Source organism: Streptomyces sp. NBC_00310 (assembly GCF_036208085.1).
Classification (GTDB): domain Bacteria; phylum Actinomycetota; class Actinomycetes; order Streptomycetales; family Streptomycetaceae; genus Streptomyces.
Map to the genome: position 1 here is coordinate 8,722,405 of NZ_CP130714.1, position 18,427 is coordinate 8,740,831.

The 18,427-nt window shown below is 71.3% G+C and carries 17 protein-coding genes and 1 pseudogene; 9 read left to right on the top strand and 9 right to left on the bottom strand.

What is annotated here, in order from left to right; translation table 11 throughout:
- Positions 1-18 precede the first annotated feature (18 nt).
- Positions 19-438: a hypothetical protein gene (locus OG202_RS46640; RefSeq protein ID WP_405960033.1), complete on the bottom strand. Its 420-nt coding sequence runs from the start codon at positions 436-438 to the stop codon at positions 19-21.
- 400 nt (positions 439-838) lie between these two features.
- On the opposite strand from OG202_RS46640, the gene OG202_RS46645 reads away from it, so the two are divergent.
- Together OG202_RS46645 and OG202_RS38135 are read left to right on the top strand one after the other, a co-directional pair.
- Positions 839-2,302 (top strand): protein phosphatase 2C domain-containing protein, encoded by a 1,464-nt coding sequence (locus OG202_RS46645; RefSeq protein WP_328505832.1) that lies wholly within the window; start codon positions 839-841, stop codon positions 2,300-2,302.
- A gap of 445 nt (positions 2,303-2,747) precedes the next feature.
- Positions 2,748-3,233, top strand: coding sequence for an ATP-binding protein (locus OG202_RS38135; RefSeq protein ID WP_328224258.1), 486 nt, complete (start codon positions 2,748-2,750; stop codon positions 3,231-3,233).
- 199 nt (positions 3,234-3,432) lie between these two features.
- Here the strand turns inward: OG202_RS38135 and OG202_RS38140 are convergent, their stop codons facing one another.
- The 3 genes from OG202_RS38140 to OG202_RS38150 all read right to left on the bottom strand — a co-directional run bounded on the left by OG202_RS38140 (position 3,433) and on the right by OG202_RS38150 (position 6,790).
- Entirely contained in the window at positions 3,433-4,488 is a 1,056-nt protein-coding gene (locus OG202_RS38140; protein WP_326575458.1) for a DUF2637 domain-containing protein, read from the bottom strand.
- Positions 4,489-4,825: 337 nt separating this feature from the next.
- A complete protein-coding gene (locus tag OG202_RS38145; protein ID WP_328224259.1) occupies positions 4,826-5,692 on the bottom strand; it encodes a (2Fe-2S)-binding protein in 867 nt (288 codons plus the stop codon).
- A 327-nt stretch (positions 5,693-6,019) separates the two neighbouring features.
- Entirely contained in the window at positions 6,020-6,790 is a 771-nt protein-coding gene (locus OG202_RS38150) for an aminoglycoside phosphotransferase family protein (RefSeq protein ID WP_328224260.1), read from the bottom strand.
- 666 nt (positions 6,791-7,456) lie between these two features.
- Between OG202_RS38150 and OG202_RS38160 the strand changes: the two genes are divergently transcribed.
- From OG202_RS38160 to OG202_RS38175, 4 genes are read left to right on the top strand one after another with little or no spacing between them, the layout of a single operon-like run.
- Positions 7,457-9,301, top strand: coding sequence for a M6 family metalloprotease domain-containing protein (locus OG202_RS38160; RefSeq protein ID WP_326575452.1), 1,845 nt, complete (start codon positions 7,457-7,459; stop codon positions 9,299-9,301).
- Positions 9,298-10,134 (top strand): hypothetical protein, encoded by an 837-nt coding sequence (locus tag OG202_RS38165; RefSeq protein ID WP_326575450.1) that lies wholly within the window; start codon positions 9,298-9,300, stop codon positions 10,132-10,134. Before OG202_RS38160 ends, OG202_RS38165 begins: the two co-directional genes overlap by 4 nt.
- Positions 10,131-11,048 (top strand): ATP-grasp domain-containing protein, encoded by a 918-nt coding sequence (locus OG202_RS38170; RefSeq protein WP_326575448.1) that lies wholly within the window; start codon positions 10,131-10,133, stop codon positions 11,046-11,048. Before OG202_RS38165 ends, OG202_RS38170 begins: the two co-directional genes overlap by 4 nt.
- Before the next feature lie 3 nt (positions 11,049-11,051).
- The gene (locus OG202_RS38175; RefSeq protein ID WP_327727258.1) at positions 11,052-11,360 is read left to right on the top strand and encodes a hypothetical protein; all 309 of its coding nucleotides are present in this window, start codon (positions 11,052-11,054) and stop codon (positions 11,358-11,360) included.
- 596 nt (positions 11,361-11,956) lie between these two features.
- Here the strand turns inward: OG202_RS38175 and OG202_RS38180 are convergent.
- The 4 genes from OG202_RS38180 to OG202_RS38195 all read right to left on the bottom strand — a co-directional run bounded on the left by OG202_RS38180 (position 11,957) and on the right by OG202_RS38195 (position 15,917).
- Positions 11,957-12,178: a hypothetical protein gene (locus OG202_RS38180; protein ID WP_328224261.1), complete on the bottom strand. Its 222-nt coding sequence runs from the start codon at positions 12,176-12,178 to the stop codon at positions 11,957-11,959.
- Positions 12,179-12,340: 162 nt separating this feature from the next.
- Complete coding sequence (locus tag OG202_RS38185; protein ID WP_326575442.1) at positions 12,341-13,234, bottom strand: RNA polymerase sigma-70 factor; 894 nt, start codon at positions 13,232-13,234, stop codon at positions 12,341-12,343.
- A 72-nt stretch (positions 13,235-13,306) separates the two neighbouring features.
- Positions 13,307-14,485 (bottom strand): NAD(P)/FAD-dependent oxidoreductase, encoded by a 1,179-nt coding sequence (locus tag OG202_RS38190; protein WP_328224262.1) that lies wholly within the window; start codon positions 14,483-14,485, stop codon positions 13,307-13,309.
- A 979-nt stretch (positions 14,486-15,464) separates the two neighbouring features.
- Positions 15,465-15,917, bottom strand: a complete 453-nt coding sequence (locus tag OG202_RS38195) for a VOC family protein (protein WP_326575438.1) — start codon at positions 15,915-15,917, stop codon at positions 15,465-15,467.
- 218 nt (positions 15,918-16,135) lie between these two features.
- On the opposite strand from OG202_RS38195, the gene OG202_RS38200 reads away from it, so the two are divergent.
- On the top strand, positions 16,136-16,801 hold the full coding sequence (locus OG202_RS38200) for a nitroreductase (protein WP_327727253.1): 666 nt from the start codon (positions 16,136-16,138) through the stop codon (positions 16,799-16,801).
- Between the two features lie 62 nt (positions 16,802-16,863).
- Here the strand turns inward: OG202_RS38200 and OG202_RS38205 are convergent, their stop codons facing one another.
- Complete coding sequence (locus tag OG202_RS38205) at positions 16,864-17,202, bottom strand: inner-membrane translocator (protein ID WP_326575434.1); 339 nt, start codon at positions 17,200-17,202, stop codon at positions 16,864-16,866.
- A gap of 469 nt (positions 17,203-17,671) precedes the next feature.
- On the opposite strand from OG202_RS38205, the pseudogene fusA reads away from it, so the two are divergent.
- Together fusA and OG202_RS38215 are read left to right on the top strand one after the other, a co-directional pair.
- Positions 17,672-17,957, top strand: a pseudogene (gene fusA, locus OG202_RS38210) (elongation factor G); the annotation flags it as partial.
- On the top strand, positions 17,939-18,352 hold the full coding sequence (locus OG202_RS38215) for a hypothetical protein (RefSeq protein WP_443052370.1): 414 nt from the start codon (positions 17,939-17,941) through the stop codon (positions 18,350-18,352). The pseudogene fusA and the gene OG202_RS38215, both read left to right, overlap by 19 nt.
- The last annotated feature ends 75 nt before the right edge of the window (positions 18,353-18,427 follow it).

The window sequence follows — 18,427 nt, forward strand, 5'->3', positions numbered from 1 at the left end:
GGGGGAGAGGCCGACCGGTCACGAGGACGACTGGTGGCGGCAGTTGTACGACGACGCCAACGGGGACACGGGCCCTTCGGTGGCGGCCGATTCCCTCGACGACCGTTTCGCCTCGGCGGCGGACACGGTGGGGAGGCCGCCGGCGACACCGGCGACACCGGCGACACCGGCGACACCGGTGGATCCGCCGAGTGTGCCGGGTGCGCGGGATGCGTCGACTCCGGGGAATCCGACGAGCGCGCGGGGTGCGTCGGGCCCGCCGGGCGTCTGGGGGGCCGTCCCCGGTACGTCGGGTGCCTGGGCAGCCGTGCCGGGTGCGTCGGCCGCCGGGGGAGCTGCGGGCGGCGGGCCGGGCAGGGCGGGCGGATCGGGTACCGGGCCGACCGCGACGAGTGGACCACGCGCGGTCCCGCACGTCTCGGGCCCGGCCCCCGGCACCCCGGGTGCCCTCTCGGACAGAGTGCCTCCCCAGGGCTCGCCGGGCGGATCCGGTGGACGGGGTGGGCTCGGCGTACCGAGCGGCCAGGGCGGTCAGGGCAGCCAGGGCGGCCAGGGCGAATCGGGCGGGCCGGGCGGGCGGGGCGGACCTGGCGTGCCCGGCGCGCGAGACGGTCAGGGCAGGCAGGACGGGCAGGACAGGCAGGGTGGAGGAGGTGGTCGAGCGGGCGACGCGCCGGGTTCCGCCTCAGCCTCTGCGTCCACCCCGCCCGCCGACCGCCCTCCGCGTCCGCCCGTCGACCCCCCTCCCTCAGGCCCCGCCACGGACCCCTTCCGCCGCAGCGGCCTCGTCCCGCAGCCCGCGCCCTGGGAACCGCCGCCGGCCCAGCCGTCGGGCCCCGTGACCTTCCCGCCCGGGCCCACCCCGCCGGGCTTCCGCGGGCCCGCGCCCTGGTGGCGTACGCCCGCGCACCCACCCGCGCCCACGCATCCACCCACGCGCGCGGTGCCCGCCTCGCGCTCCTCGACGGACGCGCCACCCCCTTACCGCGGCAGCCCCCCGATGGACCCGCCTCCCGGAGCCCCGCCCGGGCAGGACACCCCTCGTGACGGCACACCTCCGCAGGACACCCCCCGTGGCGGACCGCCCGCCCACGACGCCCTCCGCGGCGGCACGCCCCCGCAGGACGCTCCCCACAGCGGCACACCCTCTCCGCCGCCTCCGCGGCTCCCGTCCACGCCGCCCTCTCCACCGTCCTCGTCGGCCCCGCCCCCTCCGCCCGAGCCGTCGTCGTCCCCCCGCCCCGCCGTCGAACCCTCCGACGCTCGGCCTCCCACCCAGCTCGACCTCCCCACCCTTCAGGCGCAGGAGGTCACCCTGGTGACCGGGACCGAGCGGGTGCGGGTCGAGTACGTGGGGTCGGGGCCACCCACGTACGACGCGGAGCCGACCGCGTTGCCGCCGGCGGATCCGGAGGATCTGGGGGATCTGGTGGCGGACACGGTGCTGGACGGCGCGCGCTACGGGGCGTGCACGCTGCGGGCCGCGTCGCTGCGCGGCGACTCGGCGCGCTACCGGGGCGAGCCGCGCCGCGACGCGCTCCTGACCGCCCGTTTCGGTCTGGGCGAGCAGGCGCTCGTCCTGGTGGCCATGGCGACCGGCGCCCGGGCCACGCCGGGAGCGCACCGCGCGGCGACGGAGGCGTGCCGGTGGATCGGGCGGGCCGTCGGGCTCAGCCATGCGCGGCTGGTGGAGGACATCCGGGCGGCCCGGCGCGGTGACCTCAAGTCCGGTCTGCACCGGCTCACCGACCGCAGCCTCGGCAAACTGCGCGCCAGCGCCGTCGAGCAGGGGCTCGATCCGGAGGAGTACACGGCGAGCCTGCGCTGTCTGCTGCTGCCGGCCGACCCCCGGTGCCGTACGCGCGTGTTCTTCGGGGTCGGCACCGGCGGACTGTTCCGGCTGCGGGACGGGGAGTGGCAGGACATAGAGCCCCGGGTCGCCGACACGGCGGGCGCGCCGGTGGTCGGCTTCGGCTCGCTGCCGCACGAGACCCCCGACGGCGACCGCCTCACCATGGACCTCGGCATCACGACACCCCCGAGCCCGTACGAGCCCGCCCCCGCGCCACCCCGCGAGCCCTTCCGTTTCCGCGCCTCCGTGGCCCGCGAGGACGACGTCCTGCTCCTGTGCACGGGCGGTCTGGCCGAACCGTTGCGCGGTGAGGCCCCGCTCGCCGAGCATCTGGCGACCCGCTGGGGAAGCGTCGAGCCACCCGGTCTCGCCGCCTTCCTCGCCGATGCCCAGGTCAGGGTCAAGGGCTACACGGACGACCGTACGGCCGCCGCCGTGTGGGAGGCCTGACGGCGACCACCCGGAGGGCGAGAGGGGCGTCAATCAGCCGCGCCCGGCCGCAGGTTGGCCTGTACCAGCGCAGGATTCCGGCCAATCAACATCATCGGGCGAGCGACCGGTCTCGGTCGGGGGGCGCCATGCGCGTACGGCAGCCGTGTCCCGGTGGTATACGGCCGGATCGGCAACCCCGCAGGGGAGGTTGGGCTGAACGGTCGCGGTCGGGCGGAGGTGCCCGGAGTGGGGCGTGGCGCCGGGTTCGTCGGGCTGTGCGGTGGTTTCGCGGGAGGGGAAGCGCTCTCACCACGCACGGACGGCTGGCTTGACTCTGTGCGTTTGAAGGCGTACGGAGGGTCGTTGCCGATTCGGCATGAGTGCCGCGATCCGGACGGGGCATGGATCCCCGTGAACGTGTTCGAGCAGGAGGGGAATCGGCATCGGCGTGTGGGCGGGGGTCATGAAGAGGCAGGCGCGAGGGGGCGGTCCCGTGGCGATCGGGGCCTCCTCGGGAGAGGCCGTGGAGGAAGCGGCCGGCGATGCGGAGGACAAGGCCGGTGCCGGACAGCTCCGGCGCAGACTCGGGCGGGCGGACCTGAGGGCGGTGCCCGAGGCCCGCAGGGCTCTGCGGGAGCTGTTGCGGCAATGGGGGCGGCCGGGAAGATCGGAGATAGCGGAACTGCTGACGAGCGAACTGGTCACCAACGCGATCATCCACACCGACCACGACGCGGTACTGACCGCCACGGTCTCACCGCGCGGACTCCATGTGGAGGTACGGGACTTCGTGGGGCGCAGACCCAAGCCGAGGATGTCGAACGCCGACGACGCCACCCACGGACGCGGTCTCCTTCTCGTCCAGTCCCTCGCCGACGCCTGGGGGGTCCAGGCGCACGGGGTGGGCAAGGCGGTGTGGTTCGACCTCGACGGCGGGTTGACGCGGTAACGACGGGGCCCTCGAAAGTGCGTCGAACAACGAGGCCGAAACCCAGGCCGAAGCCCAGGCCGGACGTGAACCGGACGGACGTGAACTGGCCGGACGTGAACTGGCTGGACGTGAACCGGCTGGACGTGAACCGGCCGGACGCGAAACGGACAGGGGCGCGGCTTCGTCGCCGCGCCCCTGTCCGATGTGTGGCTCGTGATCAGCCGAACTGCTGCTCCAGGTCCTTGAGCTTGCGCTCCAGGGAGTCGAGCCGCGGCAGGGCCATCGTGTCGTCCTCCGCGGTGAGGTCGACGGTGATCGACTTGTCAGAACCGTTGCGCACGGGCTGCAGGGAGGGACGCGAACGTACGGGCAGTTGATCCGGCGTCGATATGGCAGGCTCCGAGGCGACCTGAGCCGCGGGCACGCGCTCCACGGTGGTGTCCACCTGGCGTCCGCCACCGCCACCGCCGCCACGACCGGGCAGACCCCGGTGGCCCCGGCTGATGGCCTTGAGGTGGGCGCGCTCCAGGCGTTCCTGCTCCCGCTTGCGCGTCCGGTTCTCTTCCTTGATCCGCTTGTCCTCGCGCACCTCGTCCACGGCCTCGTCCAGGCTGCGCACACCCTCCAGGAGCATCAGCGACCAGGCCTTGTACGTCTCACGCGGGGCCCGCAGCCAGCGGACGATACGGATCTGCGGCAGCGGACGCGGCACCAGGCCCTGCTCGCGCAGTGCGGCCCGGCGGGTCTGCTTCAGCGCGCGGTCGAAGAGCACCGCGGCGGACATGGACATGCCGGCGAAGAACTGCGGGGCACCGTCGTGGCCGAGGCCCCTGGGCGCGTGCACCCAGTTGAACCAGGCCGCCGCACCGGCGAACGTCCAAACGAGTATGCGGGATCCGAGGGCCGCGTCACCGTGGCTGGCCTCGCGCACCGCGAGCACCGAGCAGAACATGGCGGCGCCGTCCAGGCCGAACGGAACCAGGTACTGCCACCCGTTGCTGAGGCCAAGGTTCTGCTCGCCGAAGCCGACCAGGCCGCGGAAGGAGAGCGCGGCTGCGACCGCGGCACAGCAGAAGAGGAGGATGTAGGAGGCCGTGGCGTAGAGGGCCTCCTTGCGCCTGCGGCGCTCCTCACTGCGTTCCCATGAATCCTCGGTCTTCGCGTGCTCCCCGGAGCGCTTGCCGCGCGCGAGCACCGCAACCGCCGCCAGCATGCCCAGGAGCAGTACGGCGCCCGGAAGCAGCCAGTTCAGCGATATGTCGGTCAATCTCATCAGGGGTCCCTTGCATTGGGATAGGGCGTAACGCCCGCCATAGTGGCCCAATCCTCGCGGCCCTCAGGGGGTTTCGGGACAAGAGACCGCCAAAGAAGTGCAATGAGTGACGCCAGGCGGCATTCTGCTCGAACTACCGCGCGAGGGACGGGAGTAGAGTGCGAGTGAGATTACCCGTTCGAATGGTTCTACGGAAAGTTCCTGCGACAAGTGAGGAATTCGTGAACCACCTGTAACCCAACGAGGGTCCCACCCGGAGTGGATCTTACGGCACCTGCCCCGGGCGATCTCCGGGGGGTCGTCCGGCGCGAGGTGTCCCGGTGATCGCTACGGGACGTCAACTGGTGAGGGCGGCAGTGAGTTTCGTGATCCGGTCCGCCTCGCAGGTGCGCGGGCAGGAGGCGCAGGTGTCGTCCGGGGCCACTGTGTAGAACATGCAGCAGCTCGCCCGGTCCCTGGTGGACAGCGACTCGCCGCCGGGGCCGGTCAGTTCGCGGAAGCCCGCGGCGCCCACGTAGGGCCGGGTCGCGCCGGGCAGGAGCAGCTCCAGCTCGCGACGGCAGCGCTCCTGTTCGTCGGGGCCCAGGAGTTCGGCGACGTACCAGATCCCCTCGACGACCTCGTCGGTCGCCATGCCCCACAGCGCGCGTCCGCGCCGCCGCATCCGCGGGCCGAAGCCGCCGAGCACCGGTTCTATGTGCTCGGCGAACGCCGTCCGCAGCTCGGCCCGCAGTGCCTCCTCGTCCGGGACCACCCGGGCGCCCGGCTCGGCGGACGCCGGATCGCCCGGCAGGCAGCTGAACGTTTCGCCACGCACGGCCAGCCGGCTCTGCTCACGCTGGAACGCCACATGCCGGGCCGGGAAACGCGGCACCCGGCGCTGCAGGAACCAGGGGACCGTGAAGAGCAGACAGGCATACCAGGAGTAGCGGTGCAGCCCGAAGGCCGCCACCACGTCCGGGCGGCCCTGTCGGCCGTAGTCCCGCAGTATCTGGGCCTCGTCCCACGCGAGGAACGCGTCGAGCTCGGCTCCGGCCGCCGCGAGCCCGGCGGCGGAGACCCACCCCTCACCTGTGGGCAGTGGATCCGTGGGAGCGAGTTCTGTCACGCTCACCATCGGCAGGACCTCGGTCAGGCGCGCGTACGCGGCCGTCACGGGCGACGTGCGGGACGTGGGGGCCGGTGCCGGTGCTGAGTGGGGCATACGGAGACCGCCGTTTCACCATCGCTGCCAAGTAAGGCTTACCTTACCCGAGGTGGGCGCTCGGGGGCAGGCAGAGGAAGACGCTCCGGTTCGACCTCGGTTCGACCTCGGTTCGACCGGGCTGCTCGGAGCCAGATCCGGGGACGAATGCCTCTGATCTGGCTCCGCGCGTGATCTGGCTCCGCGCGGCCCGGGTCGGTCGGTGGGCATCAGGCGCTGAGACCCCACAGGCCGAGCTGCTCCCCGGCGGCCTCTGGGTACGCCACGTCGAGGTTGTTGTGTTTCCCCGCGGGCGGCCAGAAGCGCGGTCGGTGACGAGCGAACCGGCTACTCGAACAGATGCCGGTGTGCCCTGCTCCAGGCGATCCTGTTGTCGAGTTCAGTCAGAAGCCCGCCGGCCACCCAGGTGGCTTGGGGCTCATGACCCTGTTCGGCCAGCCGACGCACGAGGTCGGCGTTGTCCTGTTGCCTGCCGATAACGGCGCCCACGATCCCGGCGGTCGAGTCAAGGTCGTACGCGTTGCAGAAGACCTCCAGCCGCCGACGGCGGTCGGGAGGCGCCGGGTAGCGCAGCCGGCGCAAGCACTCGGCGTCGTCGCGGAACGGGGCGACGTATTCCAGCGCGTAGGCCACGTCGTGCAGCCGCGGTGCCGGGCGGGCGAAGTCCCAGTCGATGATTCCCACCGGTTGGTCGCCCTGCCACACGACGTTCCAGGGGCCGAAGTCCCCATGGCAGACGACCTCGTGGTCGCCGGGGTTGCCCACGCCTGTGGACCAGGTCGTGCCCGGCGGGGGCGAGAAGCCGGCGCAGGCGTCGTGGTAGTCACGCAGCAGCCGGGCGAAGTTCCTCAGGCCTTGGTCATCCACGACCTTGGCCCAGCCCGCGGCCCCGGAGTCGCCCTTGACGAAGGTCAGGACTTCACGCCCTTCACGGTCGATTCCCAGGGGGCGGGGCGCATGGGCGAAGCCGACCTCCTCCAGGTACCGCAGTAGCGCGTGGACGCTGGGTGTCCACGGCTGGACGGGCCTGCGGACAGTGTCACCGATCCGCACCACCCGACGATGGGCACCGTCCTGCAGCACTTCCTCACTGGCCACCCGATGCACGCTACCCAGCCGCCCGAGCTCGCGGCACCTCGATGACGTCGGCAACGAAAGCGGTCCGAAGCGCGCCTCGACCGGGTTGGCCGCACCAAGGGCGTCGCGACAAAGGTGCGCAAACCTTCGGGCCGGCTCGGCTGTCTCCCCTGAAGCCGGACATTCGTTCTCTCCTGGGCTCCGGGATGCGGCCGTTCCTTGCGGACGGTCAACCGCATGCCTTGCGGCCAGCCCTTGAGCAGGCCCCCGGTGAGTTCCGTGCCCCGGGCGCTGTTGCGGACCTCGCCGTAGGTCTCACTGGCCGGGATCCGGGCCGATGCCGGGATCTTCAGGACGTGATGGTGGATAGCCGCTCTGCTGGCCATGCCGGCCGAGTAGGACAGCCATCGGGCCCGCCGGACGAGCCAGGCCACGAACGCGCGGGTGCCGCGCGCGGAGTCGCGGCGGATGAGGGTCTGCCGCCCACACCCGGTAGTTCGTTGGGCGGTTGGGCCCAGGGTGAGGCGGGCGGTTGTGAGGTGGTCGGTGGTGGTGTTCGAGCCCGCGTCCCATGCGCCGCCCAGGAGGGCGCAGGTGCCGATGGCTCGTTCGTCCGGCGTGCCCCCATAACCGGCGACAGTTACCGTGGCTACGTTAAGTGACGTCTGATCACTCTTTGGAGTCGACATGGCTGACTGTGCCGCCGTCTCTACCTCGTTCTGCGCTGTCGCCCCCAGCCCGGAACTGCGCCAGCGCATGCTGGACGAACTCGACCAAGTACGCGGTGGTCCGGGCGAGCTCACGAACCTGCTCGGCTTCACGAGCACGCCCACACGCCTGGGTTTCGACGACGGGACGATCTTCCCGCCGGAGGAGTTCCCGCCGGGGACCCCGCGCGCCACCATCAGCGCGGCGGCGGCCGACCGGGCGCCGCTGCGCGGCACCATCAGGGTGGTCGTCGTCCTGGTCGACTTCTCGGACAAGCCGATGACCAGGACGGCGGCGGACCTCGACAAGCTGTTCTTCTCGGTCGGTGCGATGCCGCACGGCAGCGTGCGCGAGTACTACCGCGAGGTCACGAACGGCCTGGTGGACCTCGTCGGCGAGGTCCACGGCCCGTACCGCATGCCCGAGACCATGGACTGGTACGCGGCCGGCAACTTCGGCATCGGCAGGCCCAGCGGGCCGTTCCGGTCACCGGAGATGGCGAAGTCCGCCGTGGAGGCCGCGGACCCGAGCGTGGACTTCGCGCCGTTCGACAACGACGGGAACGGCTACGTCGACGCTTTCATCGTGGTGCACGCCGGGCCCGCCGCCGACAAGACCGGAAAACCGTTCCACATCTGGTCACACAAGTCGACCCTGCCCGGCGTGCACCAGACCGACGGCACCAAGGTCTACGGGTATCTGACCATCTCCGAAGACGCGAGGATCGGCGTCTGCGCGCACGAACTCGGACATCTGCTCTTCGGCTTCCCCGACCTCTACGACGCGGACGACAGCTCCGAGGGCGTCGGCTCGTGGTGCCTGATGGGAGCCGGCTCCTGGGGCGGAGGCGGAGACATCCCCACGCACCCGTCCGCCTGGTGCAAGGTCAACCAGGGCTGGGCCACGACCAAGGTCGTCACCACCAGCGGCAGTGAGTCCTTCCCGGACGTCAAGTCCAGTCACACCGTCCACCGGCTCTGGAAGAACGGCGCGGGCGGCAGCGAGTACTTCCTCCTCGAGAACCGCCAGCGGACCGGGTACGACGCCTCGCTTCCGGGCGACGGGCTGCTGATCTGGCACATCGACGAGAACCAGCCGAACAACCGGGACGAGAACCACTACAAGGTCGGCCTGATGCAGGCCGACAACCAACACCACCTCGAACTGAACCAGAACCGCGGCGACGACGGCGATCCGTACCCCGGAAGCAGCGGCAACACCACGTTCACCTCCTCCAGCGCACCCGACTCGAAGTCCCACGCGGGCGCCGGTTCCTGTGTCTCCGTCACCCGGATCTCGCCGTCGGCGGCCACCATGACGGCTTCCGTGGCGGTCTCCTGCGGAAAGGCCCCGATCAAGGAGATCAAGGAAGGCAAGGAGATCAAGGAACCGCTCAAGGAGGCGAAGGAGCCGTCCAAGGAGGCGAAGGACTTCAAGGACCGCGTGGAGGGGGAGGTGAAGACCAAGGAGCCGTTCAAGGAGCACAAGGACCTCAAGGACCGGAGGGAGCACAAGACGCCGTACAAGGAGTTCAAGGACGACTTCGACAACTCTGCGGACGTGACGACGCGATCGACCGGCGGGGAGGACGACCCCACCGCCGCCGCCATCGTGGACCTGCAGACCCGGCTCGCCGCGCTGGAGCAGACCCTGGGCGGGGCCGGCGGCACGGGCGATCCGACCGAGCCGTTCATCGGGACCGAACTGCGGCCCGACCTGATCGGCGGACCGCGGTACGGACCGGGCGCCGACGCGCTGCGGGAAGCGGTCGAGGCCGGCGACGCGCAGGCCAAGCGGTCGTACGACAGTCGCCCCCAGCAGTGAGGGGAACGCTGCTGCTCCTGGCCGCCCCCGGCGACGGCGGCGCGGCGGCGGTGGCCCGCGCGCTGTCGGCCCGGGGCGGCCACGGAGGCGTTCTGACGCTCACGCCCGCCGACCTCGCCCGTGCCCGGTGGAGCCACCGGGTGAACGGCGGGGGAGAGGCGTCCACCCGGATCACCCTGCCCACCGGGCAGGTGCTGGACGACCGGACCATCGGCGCGGTGCTGCACCGCCTGCCGGGCCTGCCGCTCACCCCGGGCGCCGAGAACGGCCCCCGCGCCAAGGACGCCCTGTACACGCACAGCGAGCGGCAGGCCCTCGTCGCCAGCTGGCTGCTGTCCCTCGCGCCCCGGGTGATCGGCCTGATCAGCGCGTACGGAACTGCTTACGGCACCCTCTCCCGGACGACGGCCCTCGTCCACGCCGAACAGTGCGGGCTGCCGGTGGCCCGGCGGGGCGGGGCGACGCGCGGCGGCCTGGTGGGCCTGCCCGCCCCCGGGGAACGGCACGTGCCGCGCCTCGCGTGGCCGGGCGGCCCCGGAGCGCCGGTCCCGGTCGACGTGCTGCCGGAGGCGCCGGCGGCGTACCACGACAGTCTGCTCATCGCCGGGGACCGCGTGATCGGTCCCCGTGCCGGCGACTACGGCGAGCGCTGCCACCGCCTCGCCGGCGCGCTCGGCACACGGCACTTCGAGCTCCGGTTCGCGCCCCGCCCGACCGGCGCCGTCGTGACGGACGTGCACCTCTGCCCGCGCCTGGACGACCCGCTGCACGTCGAGGCCACCGCCTCCTTCATGGTGGCCGTCGCCGGACAGCCCACAAGGAGGCCCGAGTGATCCTCTTCTTCGGCCGTACGGACGACCCGCCCCTCACCCGCGCGATCAGCGCCGCACGGGACGCCGACCTGCGGCACCTGGTGATCGACCAGGCCCGCACCGCCAGGTACGACCTCGTCGTCGGAACGGACGCGCTGGACGCCCGGTTGACCGTCGAGGGGATGCGGGTCCCGCTCGGCGACGTGTCGGCCGTGTACGCCCGCCCGCTGGAGCCGCCCGCCGACGGGGACCCGGCGGCCCGGGCGCGAGCGGCGGCATTCCAGGAGTGGTTCGTCGGCTGGCTCGACACGACCCCGGCCGTCGTGGTCAGCCGGCCCGGCGCCATGGAGTCCAACTCCTCCAAGCCGTACCAGGCCCAGCTCATCGGACGCTCGGGCTTCGCCGTACCGGAGACGCTGGTCAGCGACGCCCCCGACGAAATCCTCGCGTTCCGCGCCCGGCACGGCCGGATCATCTACAAGTCGGTCAGCGGCATCCGCTCCATCGTCAGGGAGTTCACCGACGCCGACGAGAGCCGTCTCGCTCTCGTCCGCGGACTCCCGACGCAGTTCCAGGCCTACGTGCCGGGCCAGGACGTACGCGTCCACGTCGTCGGCGAGGACACCTACGCCGCGGCCGTCGACAGCGACGCGATCGACTACCGCTACGCCGACCAGGGTGGGGAGTCCGTCCGGCTCGCCCCGTACGACCTGCCCCCGGACACGGCCCGGCGCTGCGTGGAACTCGCGGCCTCGCTCGGCCTGCCGCTCGCGGGCATCGACCTGCGCCGCACACCCGACGGCGCGTGGGTGTGCTTCGAGGTCAATCCCATGCCGGCCTACAGCTACTACGAGGCGCACACCGGCCTGCCCATCTCCTCGGCGCTCGTCGCATACCTCGACGGCCGCCGGGCCGCGGCTCCCGTGGGGGTGTGAACCGTGGTCCAGGCCGTCGAGAACCTCACCGCACTCACCCTCCGGCTCCTCGCCCGGACCGCCCACCCACGGCTCGACGCGTGGGACCTCGCCACCTGCCAGGTACTCGCCTCCCTCCCCGTACCGGGCCTGGCCGATCTGATCTCCCCCAACCTCACGGGCTCCCGGCTGAGTCTCGGCATCCGGCGCGAGCTCCTCCAGGACGTGGTGCCCGGGGCGACCCTCCACCTCCGGGCGAGACTCGGCTCCTCGGGCGACGTCCTGGCGGAACCCCACCCGGCCACCGGCGACTTCCGGGTCGAGCGGCCCTGACCGGTTCCATCCGGGACCTCTCCCGTAGATCCGGTGCAGCCCCGGTGTCCACCGGCCGATGGACCGGCCGATGGACCGGCCGATGGACCGGCCGATGGACCGGCCGATGGACCGACCGAAGGGCACCGACCGAAGGGCACCGACCGAAGGGCACCGACCGATGGACCGACCTCCTTGTGCCCTGGGCGATGCCGCCACCCGAGCCGGAGGACGTCGCCGTGGGCGGCTCCCGGGAGCCGGTGCCACCGTGGCCGCCGTCGGTCAACGGCCATGAGCGCGGCCTTCCAGAGCCATGCCAGGTGGTCCTTCCAGAGCCATGCCCGGTGGTTCGGATCGGCGGCTCAGGGCAAGGGCGGCGACGTCGGTGACGGCGTACCAGGCTCGGAATCCTCTCGCGGCGGGCCTCTTCCCCGCTCCCGACCCCGCTGTGGTGGCTGGCGGATGTTCACGCGGTTGGGCGTGGCGACAGCGGATGAGTGGGGCCGGTGCGCGGGCTGCGGACGGCCTGTTCGTCGGCCCGGGCGCATGAGGCCGGGAACGGCCCGGTGCCTCCGCCGCGACCGCATCGCCGCGAAGACCTTGCTCATCACGCGTTGTCAGATGAGGGAGACGGCGACCAGTGCGGTGGTGGAGCCGCCGAAGACCACGGTGTTGCGCAGGTAGGTCTGAGCGCGCACCCAGTGGGGGAAGGCACCCTCGGCGGCCTGGAGGAAAGGCGCTACTTCGACGCGGGCCAGCTCCGGGTCGCCCTTGCGGCGGAAGGCGGTCTCCACGGACTTCACCGCGGTGAGGTTGCTGTGGACGATCACCACGTTCATCAGCAGCACCAGTGAGTGGGGCCGATTCGCCCGCCGGTGAAGGGTTCGGGGGACTCGGCTCCGGCAAGGGCGTCTTCGGCGTCGTGAGCGACGGGCCGCGCCCGCCCTGGACGGCTCGTTCCGGTCCAGGGTCCCGCCGTTGATGCTTCAGGACTGAACGCTTCAGTGCAGCGCCAAGCTGTTGTCGGGGGTCAGGCCGCTGAGCTTTTCGGGGTTGACCTGGAAACGCAGGTTCTGGATGCGGCCCTCGACGAGGTCGAACGAGAGGGCGCCGACTGTGTGTCCGTCGAGGGTGGCCAGGACACCGAGCTCGCCGTTGATGACGGCCGGCTCCATGGTCAGGGCGGCCAGTTCGGGCTTGGCGAGGAAACCCACGATCCAGCGCGCGACGTGGTCGGTGCCGTGGAGGGGGCGGCGGGCGGCGGTGACCTTGCCGCCGCCGTCGGACCAGGCGGTGACCTCGGGGGCGAGCAGCTCCATGACGGCGTTCAGGTCGCCGCCCGCGCAGGCCTCCATGAACCGGGTGGTGACCTGCCGGCGCCGGGTCTGGTCGGTGTCGAAGCGGGGGCGGCGGGCCTGGACGTGCTCGCGTGCGCGGTGGGCGATCTGGCGGACTGTCGGCTCGGGACGTTCGAGGGTGTCGGCGATCTCGGCGTGCGAGTAGCCGAAGACCTCGCGGAGCAGGAAGACGGCGCGTTCGACGGGGCTGAGGGTTTCCAGGACGACCAGCATCGCGGTGGAGACGCTGTCGGCCAGTTCGGTCTCCGCGGCGATGTCGGGGGAGGTCAGCAGGGGCTCGGGGAGCCACGGGCCGACGTAGGTTTCGCGGGTCGCCCGTGCGGAGGTGAGGCGGTTCAACGAGAGGTTGGTGACCGTGCGCACCAGGTAGGCCTTGGGGTGGCGGATCGCGTCGCGGTCCGTGGTGCTCCAGCTCAGCCAGGTGTCCTGGAGGACGTCCTCGGCGTCGGTGACGCTGCCCAGCATGCGGTAGGCGGTGGCGAACAGGAGCCTGCGGTGTTCGATGTACGGGTCCTGCTCGTCCCTGGCGTCGACCATCGGCTCATGTTGCCAGCGCCGTAACCAGGGCGGCAAGGCCCTGGATCATGGCGCTGGGAGCCGATGCGCCCGTCATGCCGCGGGCCTGCGGGTGGCGCGGCCGCCCCTGGAGACGATGGTGGTGACGTTCACGCGCTTGCTGAATCGGTAGGTCGTGAGCGGGCTGCCGCTGACCATCTCCTTGTACGCGACGGCGCTCCGGCCGGTGAGGTGCACGCGGCGAGGGGTTTCGTCGGCCTTGGTGAACTGGATGACGGCGTCCCGGCGGCCGAGGCTGACCGGCTGGTGGAAGTAGCCGAAGCGGAACGGTTTGACGGCCTTGCCGCGCACGAGCCGCGCGATGGTGTCGGCGGTGTACTGGGCGGTGGGCAGGCCGCTCTGGCAGGTGCCGTGGATCTGTCCCCAGGCCAGACGGACGGCGGCGGCGTCGCCGATGGCGTGGATCTCCGGGTGGGAAACCGAACGCAGGGTGGCGTCGACCAGGATGAGGCCGCGGTCGTCGGTGGCGATCCCGGCGTCGGCGGCCAGCGGCGACACCTTGACGCCGGTGGTCCACAGGCAGGCGTCGGAGCGGACGAGCCGGCCGTCGGCCAGTTGGACGGCGTCGGGCAGCACCTTGGTGACGCGGGCGCCGGTCTCCACAGTGACGCCGAGGCGGTCCAGCGCGCCGTAGAGGTAGGCGCGGGCCTTGGGACCCATCATGCCGCCGGGCTCGTCCAGGCTGATCAGCGTGACGTTCAGGCCGGGGTGGCTCTCGGCGATCTCGGTGGCCGCCTCGATGCCGGTCAGGCCGCCGCCACAGACGGTGACCGTACCGCCGGACGCGGCGACCTCGGTGAGGCGTGTGGCAAACCGACCTGCGATCTCCGGGTTGTTGAGGGTGAACGCCTGGGTGTCGGCGCCGGGGACCTTACCGGTGTCGGTCGAGCTGCCCAGTGCGTAGACGAGAGTGTCGTACCCGAGGGTCTCGGCGCCGTCGACGGTGATCTGCCGGGCCTCGGGGTCGATGGCGGTGGCGGTGCCCTGGACGAACGTGACGCCGGTCCCGGCGAGCAGGTCGGGGATCTGATGGTCGGCCAGCTCCTGACCGGCGGCGATCTGGTGCATCCGCAGCCGCTCGACGAACCGGCTCGAGGGGTTGACCAGGGTGATCTTCACGTCGGTCCGGCGGGTGCGGTGGGCCAGCCGGATGGCGCTGAACAGGCCCGTGTAGCCGGCGCCGAGGACGACGATGCGGTGGCCGTTGTTCATTGGATCTCCCAAGGTCGGGCACCGGCTTCGGTGTCGGTGTCGGTGACGCCCATGGGACAAGCAAGCAGCACCGGATGTGACAGGTCGCCGATGTGAACCACATCACACCACGCCCCCCTCGTTGGTGTGCTGACAGGAACCCGTCGGCTGCCTAGCTGTACCGGGCCGACCGAGGCAGCGCAGGACGCCGCAGAGGGCGGGCTCCGACTGCCGCCCAAGCCGGCACGCATCCGACGCCCCGGCGCCCCCTCTCACCCCCCGAGGAAGCCGGACTCCGCGAGCGACTCCAGCGTCAGGTCCTCTACGGCGCAGACTGACAGGCGCCCAGGTCCAGCTCAACGCGACGCCCCCCGCTTGGCGTTCCATCCCGCAGGAATACCGGCGGGACCCCGACCCAACTGTGACCGGCTGCCAGGCAGGTCCGGAGGCGCACCGTTCCGCCGCAGGTCAGCAGGCCGCCGGTGGGGAGTTCCGTAGAGCGGGCCTGTCCCACGCCCGAGCGCGAGGTGGGGAGATTCAGGGAGCCTGAACACCATTCGGTGTCACTCGGTTCGCGGTACTCCTCGCTGGGCGGTGGGTCCGGCGCTGGTTGTTCAGGGCGTCGGTCGCGTGCTCGTCGCAGCCCTCGCGTCCGCCGGCCGGCCCGCAGCGCGGTGTAGGTGAACGGGCGCGTCGGGCCGCGCAGAGTCCACCACACCGGCTCGTCGGCGGCTGGCCGGTGGCCATCCTGAGGCAGGTCGCCGAGGCAGAGCGCCAGCCATGCGAAGGCTTCCGGGGGGGCCGGGCACGCCATCGACGCCCTCACCCGCAGGGGGCGCCGCCGGAGGGCAAGCGCCGTCTGACCACCGAGAGTGTGCCGCGACAATGGCGCGGACGCTGCCGGAGCCGATGCTCCTGGCCGCCGTGAACAGCCCTGACCTTCCTCCCGGGTGGGCAGCGGAGCCCAAGTGGGGCGGTTCTCCGGACACTCGGACGTGTCTCACCTACTGGCGCCGTGCAGTTGCTCGGCCAGTCCGACGATGATGCCCTCCGGGCCGCGGAGATAGCAGAGCAGATAGCTGTCCTCGAACCGGGCGATCTCGCCGACGAGTTCGGCGCCGTGAGGGCGCAGGCGGGCAACGGTGTCCTCGAGGTCGTCGACGGCGAACATGACGCGGTGTGTGCCCAGAATGTTGTGCGGCCGGTTGCGCGGCCCGGCGCTGATCACCGCGGGGCTGCGGTACTTCGCCAGCTCGAGCCGGCTGTGACCGTCCGGGGTCCGGAGCATCGCGATGTCACAGTGGACGCCGTCGAGTCCGGTGCACTGGTCGGCGACGAGGCCCTCGACCTCCGCCCTGCCCTCCAGCTCCATACCGAGTTCCACGAAGAACGCGATGGCGGCATCCATGTCCTCGACGACGATGCCGACGTTGTCCATCCGCTGAATCGCCATGCTGGTCTCTCCTTCTTCGTGTCGTGCGGCCGGTGGTGGCCGTTGATGTCCCTGGGACGGAGCCGGTGGCACGTTCTCGACATCCTCGGACCGCCGAACTCCGGGGGACGTCTTTCCGACCGGCGTCAAGCAGGCGGAGGACAGTGCTGCCGACTGCCTCTTGTGCGTGCTGAAGACGGTGGAGAGGTAGGTGTCGTTGGGTGGGAGGGCGAGAAGACGTGGATGTGTATGAAGCGGTGGACAGCCGCCGTGCCGTGCGGGCGTTCAGTGATGAGCCGGTGTCCAAAGAGGTGCTCGGACGCGTGCTGGCCGCGGCGACGCGGACTCCGTCGAGTGGGAACCTCCAGCCGTGGCATGTGTATGTCGTGACCGGCGAGCCCTTGGCCGAACTGAAGAGGCGCGCGACGGCGAGGGCACTGGCGGGAGACCCGGGTGATGAGCGGGAGTATCCGATGTACCCGGCCGAACTGGCATCGCCGTATCGGGACCGTTTTTCCGCCGCGGCTGCTCAGCGGTACGAAGTGCTGGGAATCGGGCGCGACGATCCCGACAGGCCCATGAAGATCGCCGCCTTGAACTCGGAGGCGTTCGGGGCGCCGGTCGTGCTGTTCTGCTACCTCGACCGGATGATGGGCCCCGGACAGTGGGGGGACGCGGGGATGTACTTGCAGACGGTCATGCTGTTGCTGAGGGCGGAACGGTTGCACAGTTGCCCCCAGGTGATGTGGACGATGTATCGCAAGACCGTCAGCCAGATGGTAGGAGCCGATGACGGGCTCGTGCTGTTCTGCGGTGTTTCGGTGGGATGCGAGAAGGAAGGCGTGCCACGGCCGCGGACCGGGCGGGCGGACATGACGGAAACCGTGAGCTTCATCGGAGTGTGACCGCCAGGCGGTCGAGATCCACAGGCACGAGGGCAGGAACGGCCACTCCGACTACATCTGGGTCAGGGCCAGGACCCCAGCGTGTGGACTGCCAGGAAAACGCAGAGTGTCAGCTGCACCGCCCCGATGACGCGGTGCCCGATCCGCAGCAGCACGACGGCCGTGACGCCCACCGCCAGGGCCAGAGCACCGAATCCCAGCACCGGCGCCCAGTCCAGGGGCGGCGCGCTGGTCGCTGTCTGTGCGGAGTAGGTGTCCATCCGACCCAGTCCCCGTACGGCGAGCACGATGGCGACCAACATCCCGGCCGCCACGTCCGCCACCAGTACGAGAAGCAGGAGACAACCTGCGGCGAGGGGGCCCTCTCCGCTGGAGGGCTGCTTGTCGGCAAGTTCGGGCATGGCTCGACGATCGCGCGGAATCCACCCTTCCGAACGGCCCGTCACCGACCCGCAACCCAGGCGTGCTCCGCTCTTCATGGGCCCGGGTGAGCGCGGCCGAGCTCGCGCCGCGCGGCGGCGCCTTGTTCTCGAAGGCTCAGCCTCCCCACCACCACGGCCCAGGTCAGGAGAGGTTCGGACGGTACGCCGACGTGCAGACCCACGACCAGTACCAGTGGTCCGGGTGACCCACGACCAGTACCAGTGGTTCGAGACCGCCCTCATGGACACCCCGCCGATACTCCCGTCCTCCACCGCGCCGGCGGCGACACCGCGTCGCCGCCGACGCGGTGGAGGAAGGCGCCCTCAGGCGTTGGGCCACTGGTCCTGGTCCCCGTCCCGGGCCTGGTCCCGGTCCTGGGCCGGTTCCGGGAACTCCGTGCCGTCGGCATCACCGCGTACATGACCTGGCGGACACGCCAGGCGGTTCCTGGTGACGATGAAGGCGTACGTCTGGTCGGCCGAGGCCGCCAAGGGGGAGGCGTACGACACCGTCGAGATCCCGGCGACGCACACCGAGGCCGCCGACGAGTGGCGCGACAAGCTGCTCGAGGCCGTCGCGGAGCACGACGAAGAGATCACGGAGCTGTACCTGGAGGGCCAGTAGCCCACCGAGGAGCAGCTGTACGCCGCGGTCCGTCGCGTCACCATCGCGTCCGGCACGTCCGGCACGTCCGACGACACCACGGTCACCCCGGTGTTCTGCGGTAGTGCCGTCCCGGGACGTGTCGCGACGCCCGACGGCGAGGTCGACCACCTGTGCGAGGTCCTGGCCGCCCACGAGGCCACCGAGCCTTTCGTCGGACACACCCAGCGCTCCTTCGTCGTCCAGGGCGACGTACGCGAGACCGTGCCGCGGTACCTGGAGGAGAACCCGGAGACGATCATCGCCATGGCCTACTTCGACCTCGACCTGTACCAGCCGACGAAGGAACTCCTCGAGGCGATCAGGCCGCACCTGACCAAGGGCGGCATCCTCGCCTTCGACGAGCCGGCGCACCCCAAGTGGCCCGGTGAGACCACCGCTCTGAGGGAGGTCTTCGGCCTCGACCATGCCCCTGCGCCAGCTCCCCGGCCGCGAGCCGCCGGTCATCTACATGAAGTGGGGTGAGTGACGGGCAACAAACCCGGCGCGACAGGGCGCGTCCCTCCCTGTCGCGCCACCGGTCACCGGACCTGGGAAGCC

Coding starts and splice junctions, on each gene's coding strand:
- OG202_RS38135 (WP_328224258.1), top strand. CDS start 2,748: ATGAAGAGGCAGGCGCGAGGGGGCGGTCCCGTGGCGATCGGGGCCTCC.
- OG202_RS38140 (WP_326575458.1), bottom strand. CDS start 4,488: ATGAGATTGACCGACATATCGCTGAACTGGCTGCTTCCGGGCGCCGTA.
- OG202_RS38145 (WP_328224259.1), bottom strand. CDS start 5,692: ATGCCCCACTCAGCACCGGCACCGGCCCCCACGTCCCGCACGTCGCCC.
- OG202_RS38160 (WP_326575452.1), top strand. CDS start 7,457: ATGGCTGACTGTGCCGCCGTCTCTACCTCGTTCTGCGCTGTCGCCCCC.
- OG202_RS38180 (WP_328224261.1), bottom strand. CDS start 12,178: ATGAACGTGGTGATCGTCCACAGCAACCTCACCGCGGTGAAGTCCGTG.
- OG202_RS38185 (WP_326575442.1), bottom strand. CDS start 13,234: ATGGTCGACGCCAGGGACGAGCAGGACCCGTACATCGAACACCGCAGG.
- OG202_RS38190 (WP_328224262.1), bottom strand. CDS start 14,485: ATGAACAACGGCCACCGCATCGTCGTCCTCGGCGCCGGCTACACGGGC.
- OG202_RS38195 (WP_326575438.1), bottom strand. CDS start 15,917: ATGGCGATTCAGCGGATGGACAACGTCGGCATCGTCGTCGAGGACATG.
- OG202_RS38205 (WP_326575434.1), bottom strand. CDS start 17,202: ATGCCCGAACTTGCCGACAAGCAGCCCTCCAGCGGAGAGGGCCCCCTC.